At 72.3% G+C, this 22,241-nt stretch carries 20 protein-coding genes; 12 read left to right on the top strand and 8 right to left on the bottom strand.

Going from position 1 to position 22,241, the window contains the following annotated elements:
- Positions 1–118: 118 nt before the first annotated feature.
- From CMN_RS06030 to CMN_RS06010, 5 genes are all read left to right on the top strand, one after another.
- A complete protein-coding gene (locus tag CMN_RS06030) occupies positions 119–1,384 on the top strand; it encodes an ROK family transcriptional regulator (RefSeq protein ID WP_015489955.1) in 1,266 nt (421 codons plus the stop codon).
- 132 nt (positions 1,385–1,516) lie between these two features.
- Complete coding sequence (locus CMN_RS06025) at positions 1,517–2,908, top strand: extracellular solute-binding protein (RefSeq protein ID WP_015489954.1); 1,392 nt, start codon at positions 1,517–1,519, stop codon at positions 2,906–2,908.
- Positions 2,909–2,911: 3 nt separating this feature from the next.
- Complete coding sequence (locus CMN_RS06020) at positions 2,912–3,898, top strand: carbohydrate ABC transporter permease (protein WP_015489953.1); 987 nt, start codon at positions 2,912–2,914, stop codon at positions 3,896–3,898.
- 2 nt (positions 3,899–3,900) lie between these two features.
- Positions 3,901–4,809, top strand: a complete 909-nt coding sequence (locus tag CMN_RS06015; protein WP_015489952.1) for a carbohydrate ABC transporter permease — start codon at positions 3,901–3,903, stop codon at positions 4,807–4,809.
- 116 nt (positions 4,810–4,925) lie between these two features.
- Entirely contained in the window at positions 4,926–7,952 is a 3,027-nt protein-coding gene (locus tag CMN_RS06010) for an alpha-mannosidase (RefSeq protein WP_015489951.1), read from the top strand.
- 31 nt (positions 7,953–7,983) lie between these two features.
- On the opposite strand, the gene CMN_RS06005 is transcribed toward CMN_RS06010, so the two are convergent.
- On the bottom strand, positions 7,984–8,199 hold the full coding sequence (locus tag CMN_RS06005) for a DinB family protein (RefSeq protein ID WP_041465251.1): 216 nt from the start codon (positions 8,197–8,199) through the stop codon (positions 7,984–7,986).
- A 216-nt stretch (positions 8,200–8,415) separates the two neighbouring features.
- On the opposite strand from CMN_RS06005, the gene CMN_RS15120 reads away from it, so the two are divergent.
- From CMN_RS15120 to CMN_RS05990, 3 genes are all read left to right on the top strand, one after another.
- Positions 8,416–8,688 carry a hypothetical protein gene (locus CMN_RS15120; RefSeq protein ID WP_165583282.1) on the top strand — a complete coding sequence of 91 codons (273 nt, stop codon included), beginning with the start codon at positions 8,416–8,418 and terminating at the stop codon, positions 8,686–8,688.
- Complete coding sequence (locus CMN_RS05995; RefSeq protein WP_041465250.1) at positions 8,685–8,936, top strand: hypothetical protein; 252 nt, start codon at positions 8,685–8,687, stop codon at positions 8,934–8,936. Before CMN_RS15120 ends, CMN_RS05995 begins: the two co-directional genes overlap by 4 nt.
- 216 nt (positions 8,937–9,152) lie before the next feature.
- The gene (locus CMN_RS05990) at positions 9,153–10,250 is read left to right on the top strand and encodes a fatty acid desaturase family protein (protein WP_015489950.1); all 1,098 of its coding nucleotides are present in this window, start codon (positions 9,153–9,155) and stop codon (positions 10,248–10,250) included.
- On the opposite strand, the gene CMN_RS15570 is transcribed toward CMN_RS05990, so the two are convergent.
- From CMN_RS15570 to CMN_RS05970, 4 genes are all read right to left on the bottom strand, one after another.
- Entirely contained in the window at positions 10,175–10,804 is a 630-nt protein-coding gene (locus CMN_RS15570) for an AAA family ATPase (RefSeq protein WP_041465249.1), read from the bottom strand. The two genes, CMN_RS05990 and CMN_RS15570, sit on opposite strands and share 76 nt — an antisense overlap.
- Before the next feature lie 67 nt (positions 10,805–10,871).
- A complete protein-coding gene (locus tag CMN_RS05980; protein WP_015489949.1) occupies positions 10,872–11,888 on the bottom strand; it encodes a diacylglycerol/lipid kinase family protein in 1,017 nt (338 codons plus the stop codon).
- 129 nt (positions 11,889–12,017) lie between these two features.
- The gene (locus CMN_RS05975) at positions 12,018–13,847 is read right to left on the bottom strand and encodes a BCCT family transporter (RefSeq protein ID WP_015489948.1); all 1,830 of its coding nucleotides are present in this window, start codon (positions 13,845–13,847) and stop codon (positions 12,018–12,020) included.
- A gap of 138 nt (positions 13,848–13,985) precedes the next feature.
- A complete protein-coding gene (locus CMN_RS05970; RefSeq protein ID WP_015489947.1) occupies positions 13,986–15,632 on the bottom strand; it encodes a sensor histidine kinase in 1,647 nt (548 codons plus the stop codon).
- A gap of 357 nt (positions 15,633–15,989) precedes the next feature.
- Between CMN_RS05970 and CMN_RS05965 the strand changes: the two genes are divergently transcribed.
- The 4 genes from CMN_RS05965 to CMN_RS05950 all read left to right on the top strand — a co-directional run bounded on the left by CMN_RS05965 (position 15,990) and on the right by CMN_RS05950 (position 18,962).
- Entirely contained in the window at positions 15,990–16,535 is a 546-nt protein-coding gene (locus CMN_RS05965; protein ID WP_015489946.1) for an alternate-type signal peptide domain-containing protein, read from the top strand.
- Positions 16,536–16,627: 92 nt separating this feature from the next.
- The gene (locus CMN_RS05960) at positions 16,628–17,230 is read left to right on the top strand and encodes a hypothetical protein (protein WP_015489945.1); all 603 of its coding nucleotides are present in this window, start codon (positions 16,628–16,630) and stop codon (positions 17,228–17,230) included.
- The gene (locus CMN_RS05955) at positions 17,227–18,132 is read left to right on the top strand and encodes a hypothetical protein (RefSeq protein WP_015489944.1); all 906 of its coding nucleotides are present in this window, start codon (positions 17,227–17,229) and stop codon (positions 18,130–18,132) included. The genes CMN_RS05960 and CMN_RS05955 overlap by 4 nt, the downstream gene beginning before the upstream one ends.
- 29 nt (positions 18,133–18,161) lie before the next feature.
- Positions 18,162–18,962 (top strand): signal peptidase I, encoded by an 801-nt coding sequence (locus tag CMN_RS05950; protein WP_015489943.1) that lies wholly within the window; start codon positions 18,162–18,164, stop codon positions 18,960–18,962.
- On the opposite strand, the gene CMN_RS05945 is transcribed toward CMN_RS05950, so the two are convergent.
- The 3 genes from CMN_RS05945 to mmsA form a co-directional block, all read right to left on the bottom strand.
- Positions 18,963–19,247, bottom strand: coding sequence for a hypothetical protein (locus CMN_RS05945; RefSeq protein ID WP_015489942.1), 285 nt, complete (start codon positions 19,245–19,247; stop codon positions 18,963–18,965).
- Positions 19,248–19,369: 122 nt separating this feature from the next.
- Positions 19,370–20,578, bottom strand: a complete 1,209-nt coding sequence (mmsB, locus tag CMN_RS05940; protein WP_015489941.1) for a multiple monosaccharide ABC transporter permease — start codon at positions 20,576–20,578, stop codon at positions 19,370–19,372.
- Positions 20,575–22,119 carry a multiple monosaccharide ABC transporter ATP-binding protein gene (gene mmsA / locus CMN_RS05935; protein ID WP_015489940.1) on the bottom strand — a complete coding sequence of 515 codons (1,545 nt, stop codon included), beginning with the start codon at positions 22,117–22,119 and terminating at the stop codon, positions 20,575–20,577. The genes mmsB and mmsA overlap by 4 nt, the downstream gene beginning before the upstream one ends.
- Positions 22,120–22,241: the final 122 nt, after the last annotated feature.

The following is a 22,241-nucleotide window of genomic DNA, read 5'->3' as shown; positions in this document are numbered from 1 at the left end:
CCGGGCAGCGGTAAGGCCTGGCGCGGGCGCCGCGCGCGGTGCGACCGCCGTGCGCGCATCCGGGATACTGCGGAGAGGCCCGCGCCCGGCGGGCGACGGCCCGCACCAGGAGGTGCCCATGCGACGCGGCACCAACCTGCCCGCGATTGGCGGCTACAACCGCACGGTCGTCCTCGACGCCGTCCGTCGCGCGGCCGAGGGCGCCAGCCGCTCCGAGATCGCCGGGCGGACGGGCCTCAGCGCGCAGACCGTCACCAACGTGACGCGCCGCCTCATCGACGAGGGGCTCGTGCGCGAGGGCGGCACCGTGATCCGCGGGCCCGGCAAGCCGCGCACCCTCCTGCACCTCGTACCCGAGGGCCGGTTCGCGGTGGGCGTGCACGTGGATCCCGCAGTCATCACCTCCGTGCTGCTCGACCTCGAGGGCACCGTGCTCCGGCACGTCAGCAGCCCGACGCCCTCCGCGTCCCGCCCCGACGAGGTGGTGGCGCTCGTGGCGCGGCTCGTCGACGGCCTCATCGCCGACGCGGGGGTCGACCGCCAGGCCGTGCTCGGCGTCGGCCTCGCCGCGCCGGGGCCCATCGACGTGGGCGCGGGCCTGGTGCTGGATCCGCCGATGCTCCCCCGCTGGCGCCACGTGCCGCTGCGCTCGGCCCTCAGCACCGCGACGGGCCTGCCGGTGCTCCTGGAGAAGGACGTGACCGCGGCCGCCGTCGCGGAGCTGTGGTTCGGCTCCGGGGATCGCCGTCACCTCGCGTTCGTCTACTACGGCACGGGCTTCGGCACGGGTCTCGTGCTCGGCGGCGAGCCCGTGCGCGGCGCGAGCTCGAACGCCGGGGACTCGGGCCACATCATGGTCGCGTCGCGCGGCCGGCGCTGCACGTGCGGGCGCGTCGGCTGCGTGGGCGAGCTCATCACGCCGCACGCGCTCGTGCGCCAGGCCGTCGAGGGCGGCGTGCTCGGGGCCGGCGACGTGTCGGACGCGGCGCTGGCGGAGGCCGCGGCGAGCGGCGACGCCGTGGACATGCGGCTGATCGGCGAGGCGTTCCACGCGCTCGCGGCCCGCGCGGACGCGGAGGACGGGCCCGCCCGCCGGATCGTGGAGGCCGCGGCCCAGCACCTCGCGCGCGCCATCGTGATCCAGGTGAACCTGCTCGACCTCGACGAGGTGGTCTGCGGCGGCCCGTTCTGGCACCCGATCGCGCGCCTCGTGCTCGCGACGCTGCCGGAGGAGGTGCGGCGCTCCCCCGCGCTCATCGCGAAGCACCCCGTGCGGGTGGTCGAGTCGGCCGTCGGCGAGGACGTGGCCGCCGTGGGGGCCGCGTGCCTCGTGCTCGACAATGCGTTCTCGCCGCGCCCGTCGGCCATGCTCATCCGCGGCTAGCCGCCGGCCCGGCGCGCCCCGCCGCCGGATCGCCGCCAGGATGTCTTGACATGGATTAGTCCATACGTTTGGCTAACCCTCGACGGACGGCGACGACGCCGACCGTCCTGGCCAGTGGAGCAAGGGAGCACCATGACGAACCATCCGCCTCGCCGCAGGACGCGGGCCCGCATCCTCCAGATCACGGCGGCGTCCGTCGCCGCCCTCCTCCTCTCCACCGGCTGCTCGGGCGGCGCGGGCGGCGGAGGCGACGGGAAGACCCTCAAGGTCGCGTACCAGAAGTTCGGGACCTTCACCCAGATGGACGATCACATGAAGAAGACCGCGACGACCTTCGAGGCCGCGAACCCCGGCATGAAGGTCGAGTTCGTGCCCATCGCCGCGCAGAACGACGACTACTTCACCAAGCTCGCGCTGATGAACCGCTCGGCCTCGACCGCCCCCGACGTGATGTACGAGGACACCTTCAAGGTCAAGTCCGACGCGGCCGCCGGCTACCTCCTCCCCCTCGACGACCAGGTCGCGAAGTGGGACGACTGGTCCGAGTTCTTCGACTCCGCCAAGCAGGCGGGCGTCGGCGAGGACGGCAAGGTCTACGGGATCCCGATGGGCACCGACACGCGCGCCCTCTGGTACAACAAGCAGCTTTTCGCGAAGGCCGGCCTCCCCGTGCCGTGGGAGCCGAAGACCTGGGACGACGTGCTCGACGCGGCGAAGACCATCAAGCGGGAGCTGCCTGGCGTCGTCCCGCTCAACGTCTACTCGGGCAAGCCGCAGGGCGAGGGCGCGACGATGCAGGGCTTCGAGATGCTGCACTACGGCACCCCCACGGGCACGCTCTACGACGACGCCACGGGCAAGTGGCTCACGGGCTCGAAGGGCTTCGAGGACTCGCTCGGCTTCATCCGCGACGTCTACCAGGGCGGCGTCGGCCCGAAGCCCGAGGAGGCGCTCGACACCAACATCGGCACCATCGTCGCGGGCCAGTGGCTCCCGCAGGGGAAGCTCGCCATCGACCTCGACGGCTCGTGGCTGAGCGGCACGTGGCTCGACACGGGCACGAACCCCTGGCCCGAGTGGAGCGACGTGATGGGCCAGGCGCCCATGCCCACGCAAGACGGCCAGTCCCCCGGCACCGTGAGCATGTCGGGCGGCTGGACCCTCGCTGTGGGCGCCAAGACGAAGGCCCCCGACAAGGCGTTCGAGTTCATCGCCGACGCGCTCGACAAGGACGGCTCGACGTCCTACGACATCGCGGCCAGCCAGATCGCGGTCCGCAGCGACGTGGCCGAGGATCCCGCGTACGTCGCCTCCAACCCGACGTCCGCGTTCTTCTCCTCCCTCGTCGACACCACCCACTTCCGCCCGGCGACCACCGACTACAGCCGCATCTCCAACGCGATCACCGTGGCGATGGAGTCGGTGATGACCGGCCAGCAGTCACCCGCGGAGGCCGCGGCCGCGTACGACCAGGCGCTCGTCGGCATCGTCGGCGACGACGGGACGCAGAAGGCGGAGGACTGACCGGTGGCCACCACCATCGCCCCCGTCCCGGTCGGCCGCCCGGCCGACGGGCGGGGCGCGGCGGGGTCGGATCCGGGCGCGGGCGGGCCGTCGCCGGTCCGCCCCGGCCGGGCCCGCGCCCGCGCGCTCCGCACCGGCGCGCGCACCGTCCCGCTGATCCCCTCCATCGTCCTGCTCGCCCTCTTCCTCCTCGGCCCCGTGATCTCGAGCCTCTACGGCTCGTTCACCGACGCGTCCCTCACCGGGTACGCGGCCGGCGGCGCGCGGTTCATCGGCTTCGACAACTACACGGCGCTGTTCGCGGATCCCGACTTCCCGAAGTCGGTGCTCCTCACCCTCGCGTTCGTGTTCTTCTCTGCGGTGGTCGGGCAGAACGTCGTCGGCCTCGGGCTGGCGCTGCTCATGCGGCAGGGGAACCGGGTCGTGCGCGCGATCGTCGGCACCTTCGTCATCGCGGCCTGGGTGCTGCCGGAGATCGTGGCCGCGTTCGCCGCGTACGCGTTCTTCGACGACGACGGGACGCTCAACACGATCCTCGGCTGGTTCGGCATCGAGGGCGCCAACTGGCTCTACGGCCTGCCGCTGCTGTCGGTGATCCTCGCGAACGTGTGGCGCGGATCCGCCTTCTCGATGCTCGTCTACTCGGCGGCCGTGCAGGAGGTGCCGCCGGAGATCACCGAGTCGGCGGAGGTCGACGGCGCGACCGGCTGGCAGCGGCTCGTCCTCATCACGCTGCCGGTGATCCGCCGCAGCATCTCGACAAACCTCATGCTCACCACGCTGCAGACGCTCTCGGTCTTCACCCTCATCTTCGTGATGACGGGCGGCGGCCCCGGCACCAGCAGCTCGACCCTGCCGATCCTCGCCTACCAGGAGGCGTTCCAGTTCTCGCAGCTGGGCTTCGGCACCGCGATCGCCACGATCATGCTGCTCGTCGGAGCGGTGTTCAGCGTGATCTACATCAGGGCGCTGCGCCCGGAGGTGGACTGACCATGGCCGTGACCACGACGACCCCGACCGCCGCCCGACCGGCCCGCGCGAGGCGCTCGCCCCGGCCGCCGGGATCGCGCATGACCTCGCCGAGCGGAAGCGTGAGGCGCGCCATGGCCAACGGCGTGCTGGTGCTCGTCGCCCTGTGCTTCGCCGTGCCGCTCGTGTGGCTCGTGCTGGCGGCGTTCGACCGGTCCGCCACGCTATCCGCGAAGGTGCCGGACGGGTTCACGCTCGACAACTTCCGGGCCGTGCTCACGCCGGAGATCTCCTTCATCCCGCTGATGAACAGCCTCGTGCTCTCGGGCGGCTGCGCGATCGTCACGGTGGTCGTCGCGATCCTCGCGGCCTACCCGCTGTCGCGGTACCGGATGCGGATCACCAAGCCCTTCCTCTACGGGATCCTCTTCGGCACGTGCCTGCCCATCACGGCGATGATGGTGCCCGTCTACAGCCTCTTCGTGACCCTCGACCTCATCGACTCGATCGGCGGCACGGTCTTCTTCCTCGCCGCCACGAGCCTGCCGATGGCGATCTGGATGGCGAAGAACTTCATGGACTCGGTGCCGATCTCCCTCGAGGAGGCGGCGTGGACCGACGGCGCGTCGATGATGCGCACGCTCACCCACATCGTCGTGCCGCTCATGCGGCCGGGGATCGCGGTGGTGTCCATCTTCGTGTTCATCCAGGCGTGGGGGAACTTCTTCGTGCCCTTCATCCTGCTGCTGAGCCCGGACAAGCAGCCCGCCGCCGTGAGCATCTTCGCCTTCTTCGGGCAGTACGGATCCGTGGCGTACGGCCAGCTCGCGGCGTTCTCGCTCGTCTACTCGGTGCCCGTCATCGCGCTGTACGTGCTCGTCTCGCGCACGCTCGGCGGGTCGAACGCGCTCGCCGGCGCCGTGAAGGGCTGAGCCGCCCGCGCATCGCCCGCACCACCGCACCACCCGCCGCCGGACGCAGAGGCCCGCGCGGCGCACGCTGGAGACACCCGTCCGCGGTCCGCCGCGCCACACGATCGGAGACGACCATGCCCCCCACCACCGCGCTCGCCGAGGCCCGCATCGAGCGCTTCGTCCGCGACCGGCTCGTGCCGAACATCCACCGCCGACGCATGCCGCTCGCGATCGAGGCGTGGGACGCCCCCGGCGAACCGGTGCCGTTCGCCGATGCCGTGCGGCAGGAGTACCGGCCCTTCGCGGTCGGCACCCCGTGGAGCCGCGCCTGGGGCACCACGTGGTTCCACGTCACCGGCACCGTGCCGGACGACGGGGCCGCGGACGGGACGGCGCTCGAGGTGCTCGTCGACCTCGGCTTCAGCGAGCGGCAGCCCGGGTTCCAGGCGGAGGGCCTCGTGCACCGGCCGGATGGCAGCGTCGTGAAGGCCATCGAGCCCTACAACGGGTACGTGCCGCTCGCCGCGATCGGGGCGGGCACCGCGCCGGGCACGCCCATCGACCTCTGGATCGAGGCGGCCTCGAACCCCGACATCGGCGGCGACTCCTTCCACGGCGAGACGCCGCTCGGCGACCCCGCCACCGCGGGCGACGACCCCATCTACCGGCTCCGCACGATGGACCTCGCCTGGCGCGACGAGGCCGTCTGGGAGCTCGACCGCGACGTGTGGACGCTGCGGGGGCTGATGGCCCAGCTGGAGCCGGCGTCGTCCCGCCGCGCCGAGATCCTCGCGGCGCTCGAGCGCATGTGCGACGCGGTGGATCCCGACGACGTCGCGGGCACCGCCGCCGCCGGCCGCCGGGAGCTGGAGGCCGTGCTCGCCGCGCCCGCCCACGCGAGCGCGCACCGGATCACCGCGGTCGGCCACGCGCACATCGACTCGGCGTGGCTCTGGCCCGTGCGCGAGACGCGCCGCAAGGTCGCCCGCACCTTCTCCAACGGGCTCGCGCTCATGGACGAAGATGCCGACTTCGTGTTCGCGGCCTCCAGCGCGCAGCAGTACGCGTGGCTGAAGGAGGACCATCCGGAGCTGTTCGAGCGGCTGCGGCGGCGCGTGGCCGAGGGCCGCTTCGTGCCGGTGGGCGGCATGTGGGTCGAGTCGGACACGAACATGCCGGGCGGCGAGGCGCTCGTCCGCCAGCTCGTGCAGGGCAAGCGCTTCTTCCTCGAGGAGTTCGGGATCGACAGTCGCGAGGTGTGGCTGCCCGACTCGTTCGGCTACACGGGCGCGCTGCCGCAGATCGTGCGGGGTGCGGGTGCCGAGTACTTCTTCACGCAGAAGCAATCCTGGAACGAGACGAACACGATGCCGCACCACACGTTCCTCTGGGAGGGGATCGACGGCAGCCGCGTCTTCACGCACTTCCCGCCGGTGGACTCCTACAACTCCGACCTCTCCGGGGAGGACCTCGCGCGCGCCGAGCGGCAGCACGCCGAGAAGGCCGTGAGCAACGCGTCCATCGTCCCGTTCGGCTGGGGCGACGGCGGCGGCGGGCCGACCCGCGAGATGGTCGCGGCCGCCCACCGCACGCGCGACCTCGAGGGCTCGCCGCGCGTGCAGCTCGGCACGCCGCTCGAGTTCTTCGACACCGCGAGGGCCGAGATCCGGGATCCGCACGTGTGGTCGGGCGAGATGTACCTCGAGTTCCACCGCGGCACCTACACGTCGCAGGCGCGCACGAAGCAGGGCAACCGACGCAGCGAGCACCTGCTGCGGGAGGCGGAGCTGTGGCTCGCGACAGCTGCAGTGCGCGACCTCGTCGCCTACCCGCACGACGAGCTCGACGCGCTCTGGCGCACGGTGCTGCTGCTGCAGTTCCACGACATCCTGCCGGGCACGTCCATCGCCTGGGTGCACCAGGAGGCCGAGCGCGAGCACGCCCGCGTGCAGGAACGGCTGCGCGAGCTCGTCGCAGACGCGCAGTCCGCGCTCGCGGGATCCGGCGACCGGCGCGTCGCGTTCAACGCGGCGCCCGTGGACGCGGCGGGCGTCGGCGCGCTGTCGGCCGCGGTCGTGGATCCGTCGCCCGCCTCCCCCGCGCCCGTCGTCGACGGCGACGGCTGGCTCCTCGACAACGGCCTCGTCCGCGCCAGGTTCGACGCCGACGGCACGGTCTCCTCGCTCGTCGACGCCGCGTCGGGCCGCGACCTCGTCGCCCCCGGCCAGCGCCTCGGCCTCCTCCAGCTGTTCCGGGACACCCCGAACCAGTGGGACGCGTGGGACATCGACGACGCCTACCGCCGCAACCGCACCGACCTCACCGACGTGTCGGACGTGCGGATCGACGGCGCCGCCCTCGTGGTCGAGCGCGCCTTCGGCACCTCGCGCGTCACCCAGACGTGGACCGTGCCCGCCGGCGAGCCGGAGCTGCAGGTGGTCACCGACGTCGACTGGCACGAGCGGCAGAAGCTCCTGAAGCTCGCGTTCCCGCTCGACGTGCACGCCGACCGCGCCGCGTCGGAGGTGCAGTTCGGGCACGTGCAGCGCGTCACCCACGCGAACACGTCGTGGGAGACCGCGCGCTTCGAGACGGTGGCGCACCGCTGGGTGCACGTGGGCGAGCCCGGCTTCGGCGTCGCAGTCGCGAATGACGCGACGTACGGGCACGACGTGACCCGGATCCCCCGCCCCGACGGCGGCAGCGCGACCCTCGTGCGCCAGTCGCTCCTGCGCGCGCCCGTGTTCCCCGACCCGCACGCCGACCAGGGCCGGCACGTGCTGCGCTCCGCGGTGCGCGTCGCGCCCGACGTGCTCGACGCCGCCGACGCGGGCTACCGGCTCAACCTGCCGGTGCGCGAGGTCGCGGGCGACCACGGGGTCGCGCCGCTCGTCACGTCGTCGAACGCGGCCGTCGTGATCGAGGCCGTCAAGCTCGCCGAGGACCGCTCGGGCGACCTCGTCGTGCGGCTCTACGAGGCGCGCGGCGGCCGGGAGCGCACGGTCGTGCGGGTGGATGCGGCGGCCGGCCTCGGCCTCTCGTCCCCCACCGACCTGCTCGAGCGCCCGCTGGAAGGCGCGGACGCGCAGGCGACGGGCGACGGCATCGAGCTGACGCTGCGGCCGTTCGAGATCGCGACCCTTCGGTTCGCGCGCCGCTAGCCGTCGCGATCCGCTCGGCGGGGCGCCCCGGTCAGTCGACCGGCGGCAGCCCCGCCGCGCCGTCGACGAGCTCGCGCAGGTTGGATCCCGTCGGCACGAGCGGCCGGCGCACGTCGTACTCGCCGAGGCCGTCGAGCTTCCCGACGAGCGCCTCGCGCGCGAGACGGAGATGGAGGATCAGGTCGTCGCGGACGGCGGCGTCGCCGGGATCGGACGGAGTCGTGGGTGAGGGCTGCGCTGCGGTCATGCCGCGAGCCTCCCCGGCACCCCCGACGCGCGTCCACCCCGCAGGGACGACGACACGACCGCCGAGCGCGACGACGCACCGCGCAGCGATCCGGGCCACGGGAAGCGCGAGCTGGTCCGCATCGGCGCCCGCGCCATCTCCTCGTGGATCGCCGAGGTCATCACACGCCGTCGCCTGCTCCTGGCCGTCGGCGTGGGACTCGCGGCCGGCGCCGCCATGCCCCTGCTGGTCCACCCTGTGCTCGTCCGCGCGGACGGCGAGGACGGGTCGGTCGCCTCCGCCACGCTGCTCGGCCTGTTCGTGGGCGCCGCCGCCGGGGTCGTGCAGGTGTCGATCTGGCTCACGCGAGCGGTCCGCCGCCACCCGTCCGTGACCGGCACGCACCCGAGCTGGCGGGACGCCGGACTCCTCGACGCCGCCGGGGACGCCCGCGGCCGCGTGACGCTCGCGCCCGGGCCCTGCAGGTCGTCGAGCCGGCCGGCGACGTGACGATCGTCGGCATCGGCGGCGGCACGATGGAGGTCGGCTTCGGGAGCATCGCGTTCGACGCGGCCGTGCGGATCCCCTACTGGGGCAGCCGCTCCGAGCTGATCGAGGTGTTCGACCTGGCGCGCTCCGGCCAGGTGACACGCAGCGGTACGCGCTCCAGGACGGACCGGACGCCCATGCCGCGCTGGCGGCGGGCACCGTCCGCGGCCGCGCGGTCATCGTGCCGTAGCCTCCCCAGCAGCCCGTAACCCGCGGCCCTGCGGGGCGATGTGCGCCTCCGACAGCGACACGCCGCCCGCGCTGTGAGTCTCCCTGGTGCGGCGGTGCCGGGGCCATGACAGTCTGGGACGTGGTTGCCCCAGAACCCGGCGCCGCGTCGCATCCCCGTGTGACGACGACAGACAGCGGCTCGCCGAGGCGTCCCGCTCCACCTGGCCGAGAGGCCACGGACGAACGAGCTGACCATGACAGACACCACCGCAGCCCCCCGCATAGTGCTGACGCGACCCAAGCGCGGAGGCGGGGCGAACCCCACCACCGAGTACTCGGGCCTCCTCAACACCGTGCGCGACGCCGGTCTCCTGAACCGCCGCGTCGGCTTCTACGTGCTCATGTTCGCCGGCATCACCGCGGCCCTCGTCGGCCTCGGCGTCGGCTTCGTGCTGCTCGGCGACAGCTGGTTCCAGCTGCTGATCGCCGCCGGGCTCGGCATCATCTTCACCCAGTTCGCCTTCCTCGCCCACGAGGCCTCGCACCGCCAGGTGTTCGAGTCCGGCAAGGCCAACGACATCGCGGGTCGCGCGCTCGCCAACCTCTTCGTCGGCATCAGCTACTCCTGGTGGATGACCAAGCACTCGCGCCACCACGCGAACCCGAACGTCATGGGCAAGGACCCGGACATCGAGCGCGACGTCATCTCCTTCACGCAGGAGGACGCCGCCCGCGCCACGGGCATCTACGGCTGGTTCACGCGCCACCAGGGCTACGCCTTCTTCCCGATCCTCGTGTTCGAGGGCCTGAACCTGCACGTCCACGGCTTCCGCACCGTGTTCGGCCGCGGCAAGGTCGACAAGCGCTGGCTCGAGATCTCCATGCTCACCACGCGCATCGTCGCCTACCTCGCCGTCGTCTTCTTCTTCCTGCCGCTCGGCATGGCGTTCGCGTTCGTCGGCGTGCAGCTCGCCGTCTTCGGCGTCTACATGGGCGCTTCCTTCGCCCCCAACCACAAGGGCATGCCCGTGCTGCCGAAGGACTCGAAGGTCGACTTCCTGCGCCGCCAGGTGCTCACGTCGCGCAACATCAGGAGCACGTGGCTGACCGACATCTACATGGGCGGCCTCAACTACCAGATCGAGCACCACCTCTTCCCGAACATGCCGCGGCCCGCCCTCAAGAAGGCCCAGGTCATCGCGAAGGAGTACTGCGCGACCCACAACATCCCGTACACCGAGACCACCCTGCTGGCCTCGTACGGCATCGTCATCGCCTACCTCAACCGCGTGGGCCTCTCGGCCGGCGGCGACCCGTTCGACTGCCCCGCATCGGCGGCGTTCGGCCGCTGATCCCGGCACCCCGCACCACCCGACGCCTCCCGCTCGCGCCGCCCACCCGGGCCGCGACCGGGAGGCGTCGTCGTGTGCGCTGCAGGTCGTTCGCTAGCGCGTGCCCAGTCCCACGAGGGCGCGCTGAGGAGGCCCTGCCCGCGGAGCACCGTCTCGCCGTGCGGGCTCGTCTCCGGCTCGTTGAGCACCATGGGCTCCGGCGTCTCGGTGGTGAGGAGCGCGGCCGTGAGCATGAGCATCCGCAGCGTGCCGTCGGACAGCTCCGCGGCGTCGAGGACGCGCAGGATGCCGGGCTGCTCGAAGCCCAGCGACATCACGCCCGCGCATGGCGCGCGACAGGCCCTCGGGCCGGCCCACAGCACCGCCTCGAGCCCGCCCTCCCGGGCGAGCGCGCCGACGGCGCCACCCTGCGCCATGCCGGCGATGAGGCGGAGCGCCCGGTACACGTTGGTCGTGCCGCTGCCGTTGGCGCCCGTGACGACGTCGAGCCCCGTGAGCGGCAGGGCGAGGTCGCAGACCGAGCGGTAGCCGGAGACGGCGAGGGTGCGGATCATGCCGCGACCCTCCCATGGGCCGGCGACACGAGCCGGAGGCAGCGAGCGGGCGGCCGGGGCGCGCGGGTCAGGAGTCCTGCGGCACCCGCACGGTCAGCCCACCGGGGAGCACCTGGATCTTGAAGCCCAGGGCGCGGCCGAAGGGATCGCCGTCGAGCTCGATGTCCTCCTCCTTCTCGAGGCGCACCACGACCTCCTCGGCGGTGCGGTACTCGAGCGCCCGCACCTCCTTCTCCGGGCCCATGAGGCGGCGGCCCGCGGCGGTGCGGCGGACGACGCCGTTCTCCCACGCGACCTTGAGCCAGATCTGGAGCCAGCCGAGGATGCCCTCGGGGCGCATGAGCACGACGTCGAGGATGCCGTCGTCGACCGCGGCGTCCGGCAGCAGCAGGATGTTGGCGGGCAGCGACCCGCAGTTGCCGACGATGAGCGTGTGCGCGCGGCGACGGTGGACGCTGCGGCCGTCGAGACGGTAGCGCAGGCGGAGCTGGTCGCGGTCGCGGAGCGCCTTGAAGATCGCGTCGACGTAGGCGAGCCAGCCGACGCGCTTCTTCAGCTCCGAGTCGGTGTTCGCGAGCATCTTCGCGTCGATGCCGACGCCCGCCATCACCACGAAGACGTGCTTGTCGCGCGTCTCGTCCTCGCGCAGGATCTCGATGGCCGCGAGGTCCACCGTGCGGTCACGGCCGGAGAACGCGGCCTCGAGGGAGTGCTCGACGTCGTTGAGCGTGAGCTTGAGGTTGCGGGCCAGCAGGTTGCCGGTGCCGGAGGGCAGGAGGCCGAGCGAGACGCCGGATCCCGACATGCCCTCGGCGACCGCGCGGACCGTGCCGTCGCCGCCCGCCGCGATGACCATGTCGACGTCGTGGGACAGGGCCTCCTGGGCGGCGCCCTTGCCCGGGTCGTCCTCGCTGGTCTCGAACCAGAGGGTCTCCTGCCAGCCGGCGGCGCCCGCAGCCTGTGCGACCTTCGTCTTCAGCGACGCGAGGTCGACCTTGATCGGGTTGTAGACGACGGCGGCACGGTGGGTCGGCCCGTCGGTGGACGCGGGCGAGGGTGCGGGGGCGGGGGTGGAGGTCGTCATCATGGTCACCCTACCGACGCGCGCGGCCCGCGAGGGGTCCGGGGGCCGCCGCGGGCGCCCGCTGTCCGGGGAACGACGATGCCGACCCGCGCGCAGGGCGCGGGTCGGCATCGTCGGTGGGATCGGGCGTCAGGAGCGCCGGGCCTCGTCCTCGTCGCCGAGGGGCTCGCGGACCTCCGCCTCGTCCGGGTCGACGGGGTCGACCGCGAGCTGGAAGTGGTCGCCGTGCTGCTCGACGCCGTTGACGACGGCGTCGCGCATCATCTCGACCGCGACCTGGCGGCGCACGATGAGCGGATCCGTGCGCAGCTCCTTCCAGAGCGCGTAGCAGGCCATGAGCATCACGATCACGAACGGCAGCGAGGCCACGACCGTGAGGTTCTGCAGGCCGGTGAGGGCCTCCGTGCCTCCCCCGCCGATGGCGAGCATGATCGCGGCGACCGCGCCCATGACGACGCCCCAGAAGATGACGACCTTGCGGCTCGGGTGGAGCGCGCCGCGCTGCGAGAGCGTCCCCATCACGATCGACGCGGAGTCGGCGCCCGAGACGAAGAAGATCGCGACGAGCACCATCACGAGGACGGTGCTGATGCTCGCCAGCGGGTAGTGGTTGAGCAGCTGGAACAGCGTGTTGTCGCTGACCACGGCGCCGTCGACGGTCATGTCGCCGTCGGTCTGCTGCGCGTGGATGGCGGATCCGCCGAAGATCGAGAACCAGATGAGAGCCACGATGCTGGGCGCGAGGAGCACGCCGACCACGAACTCGCGGATGGTGCGGCCGCGGCTGATGCGCGCGATGAACATGCCGACGAACGGCGTCCACGAGATCCACCATGCCCAGTAGAAGACGGTCCAGCTGGAGAGCCAGGCGCTCATCTCCTCGCCGCCGGTCGCCGCGGTGCGCGACGCCATCTCGGTCATGTCGCCGAGGTACGCGCCGAGCGTGGCGGGGATGAGGTTGAGGATGAGGAGCGTCGGGCCGACGACGAACACGAACACGGCCAGCACGACGGCGAGCACCATGTTGATGTTGGAGAGCCACTGGATGCCCCGGGCGATGCCCGAGACGGCCGAGAAGATGAACGCGATCGTGAGCACGACGATGATGCCGATGAGGAGCGGCGCCGTGGCCTCGTCCACCCAGCCGTTGAACTCGAGGCCCGCGCCGATCTGCGTCGCGCCGATGCCGAGCGAGGCGGCCGAGCCGAACAGCGTGGCGAAGATCGCGAGCATGTCGATGACGCGGCCCGCCCAGCCCTCGGTGCGCTTCGTGCCGAGCAGCGGCTGGAAGATGGAGGAGAAGAGCTGCTTGCGGCCCTTGCGGAACGTGCCGTAGGCGATCGCGATGCCGGCGACCGCGTAGATCGCCCACGGGTGCAGGCCCCAGTGGAACATGGCGGTGGCCATGGCCGTGCGGATCGCCGCCTCCGACTCCGGCTGCGTGGTGCCGGGCGGCGGGGTGACGAAGAAGCTGAGCGGCTCGGCCGCGCCGAAGAACATCAGGCCGATGCCCATGCCCGCGCTGAACATCATCGCGATCCACGAGACCGTCTTGAACTGCGGCTTCTCGTCGTCGGCGCCCAGCTTGATGCGGCCGTAGCGGCTCGCGGCCAGCCAGATGACGAAGATCACGAAGAAGCTCGCGGCCAGCACGAACAGCCAGCCGGTCTGGTTGATGACCCAGCTCTGCGCGGTGCCGGAGATCGTCGCGAGGCCGTCGGTGCTCACGATGCCCCAGACGACGAACCCGACCGCGAGGACGGCCGTGACGCCGAAGACGAGACGGTCGATCTTCGGGTGCTCGGGCTCGTAGAGGTCGACGGACCCGGTGAACCGGGCCTCGAGGAGGCGGTGGTCGGAGTGGTCGCGGCGGGGTTGACGGGTGCCGTCGGGCTTGGTCCGTCGCTTCGGGACGAGACGGACGAGGAGGCGTTCTGCGGACGTGCGCGTGGAGGTCATGAGAGGGGATGGGCTCCTGTGGGCTCGATGACGTGGTGCCGTGCCCGCAGGGGTCCCGCGAGCGACCGGCCGAGTCTAGGCGGAGGCCCCCCGATCGGTCGATTCGCGCCTCGGCCTTGCCATCGGCTATGAGGAGGGCTACGGGATGGTCGCGTCGGGGCCCGCCGGGAGAGTCGCGACCACGCGGGTGCCGTGGCCGAGGCGGCTCGCGATGCGGAGCGTGCCGCCGTGCGCCGTCACGGTCCGCTCGGCGATGGAGAGGCCGAGGCCGATCCCGGGGACGGCGCCGTCACGGGCCGACTGCGCGCGGAAGAAGCGGTCGAACACGTGGCGCTGGTCCTCCTCGCTGAGGCCGACGCCCGTGTCGACGACGGAGATCACGGCGTCGTCGCCCTCGCGCGCGAGGACCACGTCGATCCGGCCGGACGGGGTGAAGAGGAGCGCGTTGGCGACGAGCGCCTCCACGACCTGCGTCAGGCGATCCGCGTCGCCGTCCATCCGGACCCCCGGCTCGAGCCGCGCCTCGAGCACCAGGCCGCGATCGGCCGCGCGCGCGGCGGCCCGCCGCACGACCCCGTCGACCAGCGCCGTCACGTCGACGGGGCCGCGACGCAGGGCGGGGGCGTGGTCGGCCCCCTCGAGCAGCGAGCCGATGATGCTCGACAGCTGCGCCACGTTCCGCTGGATCACGGCCAGCTCGTCCTGGATGCCGAGCTCGGCGGGATCGTGCAGCTCGTCGATCAGGTCGAGGTAGCCGACGATGCTGGTGAGCGGCGTCCGCAGCTCGTGCGACACGGTCGCCAGGAACTCGTCGCGCACCTGCACGGCCTGGGCGAGGTCGGTCACGTCGTAGGCGCCGAGCACGGTGCCCGTCAGCTGGCCGGGCCGGCGGCCGATCGGCCGCACGGAGAGCACGAGGGCGCGCTGGTTGCCCGGCTCCCCCACCCAGTAGACGGGGCCGTGCACCTTGTCGGCGTACACGGCCTCCATCAGGACCTTGCCCTCGCGGGCCACGGGCGTGACGCGGTCGGATCCGTAGGCGGAGGTCGCCATGCCCGTCTCGTGGTCGTACCCCGCGATGTCGAGGAGCGTGCGGACGGCCGCGTTGCGGATCACGGGCCGGTCGTCGGCGTCGAAGAAGACGATGCCCACGTCGACGGCGTCCGCGACGTCGCGGATGGTCGCGGTCTGCTCGCGCGACTCCGCGAGGAGCCGGTCCTGGGCCGCGGTCGACTCCGCCAGCTCGCGCTGGTCGCGGCGCTGCGTCGCCGCCGCCTGGCCCCCTGCGGTGACCAGCAGGGCGGTGAGGAGGAGCCCGGCGACGAGGTCGGCCCAGCCGGCGCTCGTCGCGGGGAGGCCGCCGGCGCGGAGGACGGGGAACACGGTGATCGCGAGCGCACCCGCGATGGCGACGGGGACGCCGCCGGACGGGAAGCCGAACACGAGCCAGAGGAGCGGGAAGATCACGAGCAGCGCGGCCGCGGGGAGGGTGGCGGCCGTCGCGTCGCGGATGAACGCCACGGCGAGCAGGTCGAGCGCGGGCACGGCGATGAGGACGGCCGACGGGATCCGGCTGGCCCCGACGACGAGGGCGACGACGGTGCCGAGCAGGACCATGGCGATGGCGGCCGCGTACCAGGGGTCGCGCTGGACCGACGGCTCGACCACCGCGACGATGACCGCGACCGCCGCGCAGCTGAGGAGGAACGGGATCTGCGCGCGGGTGGATCCGCGCCGGCGCCGGTCGTCTGCGGAGATCCGGGCCACGGGCTCGGGAGGGGTCATGCGCTGTCCTCCTCCATCCGCCGTCGGGGGACGCCGTGGACCGAGCCTAGACCGGGCGACGCGGAGAGCCCCGTCCGCGCCACCGCGCGGATCGCGTCGGACCGTCCGCGGACAGCCCACGGGCCCTTGAGCGGAAGCCGGGTCGGGCTTGCGGGAAAGCTCGGGGGTACTTGCGGATCCCCAGCGGGTGGCTTGAGACCGCTCCGTCAGAGTGATGCGTGTCGAAGGAAACACCGGTACGACATCGCGGGAGCGCTGCTGAAGCGCCGATGCGGGACCGGAGACGACCGGCGGGCCACCCACCCGCCGACTCCCCATGAGCATGCGCGGCACACCGCGCGAAGAACAGGAAACCCCATGAACAAGATCGTCTCCGGTGCCGTCGCAGGTGCCGCCGGAATCGTCCTCCTCCTCGGCGGCGCCGGCAGCTTCGCTCTGTGGAACGCCAACGCCACGGTTGCGGCCTCCAGCGTCTCCTCCGGCAACCTGGCCATCTCCGCCGACACCGCGGGCGTCTGGACCGACATCACCAATGGCGGCAGCAAGGTCATCGACCCCTCCACCTACCGCATCGTCCCGGGCAACGTCCTCCAGTACACGAGCGCGCTGACCGTCACGGCGACCGGCGACTCGCTCGCCGCGGACCTCACCTACAACCCCGTCTCCATCACCGGCGACGCGGCGCTCAAGGCGGCCATCACCACGAAGCTCGACGTCACCTCGAAGGACGCCAGCATCACCCCCGCCTCCGCCGCGAACACGTTCACGGTCAAGCCCTCGACGTCCGCCTCCAAGGTCAACGTCGTCCTCACGGTCACGTTCCCCTCCGACGCGACCACCGGCCAGAACGGCTCGCTCTCCTTCGACAAGCTCGCCTTCACGCTCACGCAGCGCGCGATCTAGTCCCCGGTCTCCCCTCCTCGCGGTGACGTCACCCGCGGGGAGGGGGCTCCACCCCCACCACCCGCACCACCACCACCCGGAACGAGGACGGCATGCGCAGGAACGAGGCCCCCGCCCCGCGTCCCGCGCACGGCCGTCGTTCCGCACGACCGGCCCGGCGCAGCCCCCTCCGCGCCGCCTGGCTCACCACCGGCCTCCTCACCGCGGTCGCCGTCGCCTCCCTCGCCGCGACCGGCGGCAGCTACGCCCTCTGGAACGGCGCCGCGAGCACGAAGCCCGCGAGCGTCACCAGCGGGACGAGCGGCCTCGTCATCACCCAGCAGCCGGCCCTCGACTCCTCGCGTCTCCTCCCGGGGCAGAGCGCCATCGGCACCTTCACCGCGAAGAACACGGGGACGGTACCCTTGGACGTGGCCGTCTCCAGCCGTGGCACCTCATCGAACAGCGCCTTCCTCGGCGAGCTCTCCGTGCGCATCGGCCCGGTCGCCTCCACGTCCGCCTGCGTCTCCGGCGCCACCACGTGGTCCGGACGCCCGGGTCAGCTCACCACCTCGAGCGGCTTCGTCCGCATCCAGCCGGGCGCGTCCGCCATCGTCTGCTCCGAGGTCGTCCTCGACGAGGACGCGCCGCAGAGCGTGCAGGGATCCACCGGCCAGCTCACCTTCGTCCTCACCGGCACGCAGGTGAAGCCGTGACGCGCACGCGTCGCCGCGTGGGCCGCGGCCGCCTGGCGCTCCTGGTGGGCCTCACCGTCCTCCTTGTCGGGGCGGGCAGCACCGCGGGCTACGCGCTCTGGTCGTCGAGCACCACCACGAGCACGTCGGTCCGCGCCGCCACGGTCTCCGTCACGAGCACGGGCTTCGACCAGCTGGCGGGCGCCGTCTCCTCGCAGAGCCCGAGCCTCACCGCCACCGTGGTCGTCACCAACACGGGCAGCGGCAGCAGCCCGTGGACGGGCACCGTCTCCGCCACCACGTCCACCTCCGCCGACCGCGACCTCGCCGGCGCCACCCGGGTCGTCGCGTGGAGCACCACCGCGACGAGCTGCTCCGCGACCGCCTCGGTGGGCTCCGGATCCGTGTCGGGCACCTGGGCCTCGCCGCCCCGCATCTCCGGCACGCTCGCGGGCGGCGCCCGCGCCACCTGGTGCGTGCGCACCACGGCCTCGTCGTTCCCCACGAGCGGGTCCGCCACCGTCACCGGCACCCTCGGCGTCGTGCTCGGATCGGGCAGCTGGACCGGCCGCGCCTCCACGACGGCCACCCAGACCGCCGCCGGTCCCGCCGTCACGGGCGGGTTCGCCTGCACGCCCCAGGACGGGAACTGGTACGTCGTCGTCGGGTGGGACACCTCGGTCTCCTCGCTCGAGTCGAACTACAACGTGATGGTCGACGACACGCGCATCGCCACCTCGCAGGGCTACTACGGCAAGGCGACCATCAGCAGATCCGAGGTGCCCGCCACCCTCGCGCCCGACGGCACCATCCGCGTCACGGTCGACCTCCTCGACTCCCAGAACCAGGTCGTCCGCCAGGTCGCGAGCGGCACGGTCGTGGCCTTCACCCAGAGCGGCGCCCGCGGCTTCCGCTGCTCCTGACCCCACCCACCCGACCCGGACGACAGAACATGCCCCACCTCCTCGCCCGCCGACGCGCACGGCACGGCGACGCCCTCGGGCGCCCCGCAAACGACCTCGCCCCCGTCGAGCTCGAGGCCGGCACCCGGCCTCGCGGCGGCGTCACGCAGCTCGCCCGCTCGGCGGCCGTCGGGCTCAGCGTCGGGATCCTGCTGCTCGTCATCGCGCTCGCGGCCGTGCTGCTCGTGGTGCCGAAGGTCTCGGGGGCCGTCCCGCTCACGATCCTCACGCAGTCGATGGAGCCGACGCTCCCGCCCGGCACGCTCGTCGTGGTGCGGCCCGTCGACCCCGACGCGTTGGAGGTGGGCGACGTCGCGACGTACCAGATCCGCTCGGGCGACCCCGCGGTCATCACGCACCGCATCACCGCCATCGCGTCCGCCTCCGACGGCACGCGCTCCTTCACGTTCACAGGCGACAACAACGCGTCGCCCGACTCGCTGCCCGTGACGCCTGCCCAGATCCAGGGCGAGGTCTGGTACTCGGTGCCGCTCGTCGGCTGGGCGAACCAGGCCGTGAACGGGCAGGCCCGCAGCTGGATCATCCCGGCCGCGGCGGTCGCGCTCCTCGCCTACGCGGCGGTCACGATCATCACGGGCGCCGTGCAGACCCGATGCTGGCGCACCGCGTCGGCCGCCGCGGACGTCGTCGCCGAGGGCGACCACGTGCACTCCGACGCGATGGTCGCGGGCGTCGCCGAGGCCGCCCGCGCGGACCCCTCGCACCCGGGCGTCGACGCGGCCGACCCGTCCCCCGCCGCCGTCCGCCCGCGGGGACGCCACCGCGGCTGATCAGACGTGCCGGTACTCGGGGCCCTCGTCGACGAGGAGCACCGGCCGGCCGGCCTCCTCGCGCTCGACCACCAGCATCCAGTTGCGACCTCCGGGCAGGACGCCCCGGCGGAGCTTCGCCGGCGAGGGGACCCGGTCCAGGACGCCATCGGGCAGCGTCGGCCCGGCTCCGCGCGACTCCGGGAGCCGCGCACCGGAGCACCACGCGATGCGCCAGGCGCATCCGTCATCCAGTCGTGCTGCCACCTCGTCGCGCGACAGCGCGCCGTGCGGTCCGTGTCCCATGTGCGGAGGCTGGCAGCGGCGACCGGCACCGCGCGCGATCCGCCCCCACCCGGACGACGGACGGCCCGGCCGCTCCCCCGCGTGAGGGAGCGGCCGGGCCGAGGGTCGTACCGCGTCGCGGGTCAGCGCCCGGAGCGCCGCTTGCTGTAGACGTCGAAAGCGACCGCGAGGAGCAGCACCAGGCCCTTGATGACCTGCTGCCACGCTGCATCGACCGAGAGGATCGACAGGCCCTGGTTGAGCACGCCCATCACGAGGCCGCCGATGACCGCGCCGACCACCGTGCCCACGCCGCCCTGCACCGCCGCGCCGCCGATGAACACCGCGGCGATCGCGTCGAGCTCGAAGCTCTGGCCGGCCGAGGCCACCGCGGATCCCGCGCGCGCCGTGCTGACGACGCCCGCGAGGCCGGCGAGCAGCCCCATGTTCACGAAGATGAAGAAGTTGACCCAGCGCGTCTTGACGCCCGACATCATCGCGGCGAACAGGTTGCCGCCCATCGCGTACACGTGCCGGCCGAAGACCGTGCGCGTGAGGAGGAACGAGTAGAGCAGCACCAGCGTCGCCAGGATGATCAGGATGATCGGCGTCCCGCGGTTGTACGCCAGCAGGTAGCAGAGGTACATGATCGCGAAGACGGCGATGGCGGTGCGGATCCAGAACGAGATCGCCCGCTCGCGCGGCAGCTCGAGCTTGCGGAGCGTCGCGCGGGTGCGCAGCTGCTGCACCACGAGCGCGACCGACACGAGCGCGCCGATGCCGAGCGTGAGGAGGTCGGGCGCGCCCGTCGTCGGCAGGTTGCCCGAGCCGATGGAGTTGAACTCCGCGGGGAGCCCCGAGATCGTGCCGCCCGTGAGGAGCACGAGCGCGACGCCGCGGAACACGAGCATGCCCGCGAGCGTGACGATGAACGCCGGGATCCCGACGAAGGCCACCCAGAAGCCCTGCCACGCCCCGATGAGCGCGCCGACCACGAGCGACAGCACGACGGCGGACCCCCACGGCAGCCCCCACTCGTTCATGCTGAGCGCGGCCACGGCGCCGACGGTCGCGACGACCGAGCCCACCGACAGGTCGATGTGGCCCGCGATGATCACGATGACCATGCCCATCGCGAGGATCAGCACGTACGCGTTCTGCTGGATGAGGTTCGCGACGTTGCCCGGGTAGAGCAGGCGCCCCTCGGTGAGGATCTGGAACAGCAGGATGATCACGGCCAGCGCCGCGAGGATCCCGTACTGGCGGAGGTCGATCCGGCGGCGCTTGCGCGTCCTCGCGCCGTCGGGCGCGGGCGCGTTCGGCGATGTGGCCTGCTCGGCGGTGACGGTCACTGGTCGACTCCTGACTTCCGGCTGGCGGTCATGTGCCGCATCAGCTCCTCCTGTGTCGCGTCGGCCCGGGAGACCTCGGCGGTGAGCCGCCCCTCGGCGATCGTGTAGATCCGATCCGAGAGGCCGATGAGCTCGGGCAGCTCGGAGGAGATGACGATGACCGCCTTCCCCTCGGCCGCGAGCTGGTTGATGATGCTGTAGATCTCGTACTTCGCCCCCACGTCGATGCCGCGGGTGGGCTCGTCGAGGATGAGCACGTCGGGACCCGAGTAGATCCACTTGCTGAGGACGACCTTCTGCTGGTTGCCGCCGGACAGCTTGCCGACCACCCCCGCGACGTCGGGCGTCTTGATGTTCATCCTCTTGCGGTAGTCGTCGGCGACCGCGTACTCGCGGTGCCGGTCGATCACGCCGAGCTTGACGAGCTTGGAGAGCGCCGCGGCCGAGACGTTCACCGTGATGCTGCCGATGAGGTTGAGGCCGTAGCGCTTCCGGTCCTCGGTCGCGTAGGCGATGCCGTTCTTGATGGCCTCGCTCACGGTGCGGGTGCGGATCTCCTTGCCGTCCTTGAAGATCCGGCCGGTGATGCCGGTGCCGTAGGAGCGACCGAAGATGCTCATCGCGAGCTCGGTGCGGCCCGCGCCCATGAGGCCCGCGAAGCCGACGACCTCGCCCGCGCGGACAGTGAACGACGCGTCGTCGACGACGACGCGGTCGACGTCCACGGGGTGATGCACGGTCCAGCCCTCGACGCGGAGCTTCTCCTCGCCGATGTGCGGGTCGCGCGGCGGGAACTGCGCGTCGAGCGGGCGGCCGACCATGGCGCGGATGATGCGCGTCTCGATCTCGTCCGAGTCGGTGACAGGGAACGTCTCGATGGTCCTGCCGTCGCGGATGACGGTGACGTCGTCCGCGATGGCGCGGATCTCGTTGAGCTTGTGGCTGATGATGATGCTCGTGATGCCGTCGTCGCGCAGCAGGCGGATGAGGCCGAGCAGGTGCGCCGAGTCGTCGTCGTTGAGCGCGGCGGTCGGCTCGTCGAGGATCAGGAGCTTCACCTCCTTGGAGAGCGCCTTCGCGATCTCCACGAGCTGCTGCTTGCCCACGCCGAGCTCGAGCACGCGCGTCGCCGGGTTCTCGTCGAGCCCCACGCGCTTCAGCAGCTTGACGGCCTCGAGGTTGGTCCTGTTCCAGTCGATGACGCCGCCGCGCGACATCTCGTTGCCGAGGAAGATGTTCTCCGCGATGGAGAGGTAGGGGCTGAGCGCGAGCTCCTGGTGGATGATGACCACCCCGTCGCGCTCGCTGTCGTTGATGGATCCGTAGCGGACCTCGCGGCCGTCGATCGTGATGGTGCCCTCGTACGAGCCGTGCGGGTAGACGCCGCTGAGCACCTTCATCAGCGTCGACTTGCCCGCGCCGTTCTCGCCGCAGATGGCGTGCACCTCGCCGCGGCGGACGGTGACGTCCACGCCGTCGAGGGCGCGCACGCCCGTGAACTCCTTGACGATGCCGGTCATCTGCAGGATGACGTCGTCCATTGCTGCTCCTGGTTCCCGTTCGGGTCGGTGGCGGCCGCCGGGAGGCGCCCGCCGGGTGGAGACGGATGCGCGGCCGACGGGCGCCCGGCGAGGTGCCGGGCGCCCGTCGGCCGCGGGTGGGG

The organism is Clavibacter nebraskensis NCPPB 2581, from assembly GCF_000355695.1.
Lineage (GTDB): Bacteria > Actinomycetota > Actinomycetes > Actinomycetales > Microbacteriaceae > Clavibacter > Clavibacter nebraskensis.
The sequence above is the reverse complement of the archived record's forward strand: the minus strand, read 5'-3'. Positions and strand labels throughout refer to the sequence as shown.

Coding starts and splice junctions, on each gene's coding strand:
- CMN_RS05980 (WP_015489949.1), bottom strand. CDS start 11,888: ATGACGACCTCCACCCCCGCCCCCGCACCCTCGCCCGCGTCCACCGAC.
- CMN_RS15120 (WP_165583282.1), top strand. CDS start 8,416: ATGCCCCTGCTGGTCCACCCTGTGCTCGTCCGCGCGGACGGCGAGGAC.
- CMN_RS06030 (WP_015489955.1), top strand. CDS start 119: ATGCGACGCGGCACCAACCTGCCCGCGATTGGCGGCTACAACCGCACG.
- CMN_RS06015 (WP_015489952.1), top strand. CDS start 3,901: ATGGCCGTGACCACGACGACCCCGACCGCCGCCCGACCGGCCCGCGCG.
- CMN_RS06025 (WP_015489954.1), top strand. CDS start 1,517: ATGACGAACCATCCGCCTCGCCGCAGGACGCGGGCCCGCATCCTCCAG.
- CMN_RS05970 (WP_015489947.1), bottom strand. CDS start 15,632: ATGACCCCTCCCGAGCCCGTGGCCCGGATCTCCGCAGACGACCGGCGC.
- CMN_RS05960 (WP_015489945.1), top strand. CDS start 16,628: ATGCGCAGGAACGAGGCCCCCGCCCCGCGTCCCGCGCACGGCCGTCGT.
- CMN_RS05975 (WP_015489948.1), bottom strand. CDS start 13,847: ATGACCTCCACGCGCACGTCCGCAGAACGCCTCCTCGTCCGTCTCGTC.
- CMN_RS05945 (WP_015489942.1), bottom strand. CDS start 19,247: ATGGGACACGGACCGCACGGCGCGCTGTCGCGCGACGAGGTGGCAGCA.
- CMN_RS05990 (WP_015489950.1), top strand. CDS start 9,153: ATGACAGACACCACCGCAGCCCCCCGCATAGTGCTGACGCGACCCAAG.
- CMN_RS05965 (WP_015489946.1), top strand. CDS start 15,990: ATGAACAAGATCGTCTCCGGTGCCGTCGCAGGTGCCGCCGGAATCGTC.
- CMN_RS06005 (WP_041465251.1), bottom strand. CDS start 8,199: ATGACCGCAGCGCAGCCCTCACCCACGACTCCGTCCGATCCCGGCGAC.
- mmsA (WP_015489940.1), bottom strand. CDS start 22,119: ATGGACGACGTCATCCTGCAGATGACCGGCATCGTCAAGGAGTTCACG.
- CMN_RS15570 (WP_041465249.1), bottom strand. CDS start 10,804: ATGATCCGCACCCTCGCCGTCTCCGGCTACCGCTCGGTCTGCGACCTC.
- CMN_RS05950 (WP_015489943.1), top strand. CDS start 18,162: ATGCCCCACCTCCTCGCCCGCCGACGCGCACGGCACGGCGACGCCCTC.
- CMN_RS06010 (WP_015489951.1), top strand. CDS start 4,926: ATGCCCCCCACCACCGCGCTCGCCGAGGCCCGCATCGAGCGCTTCGTC.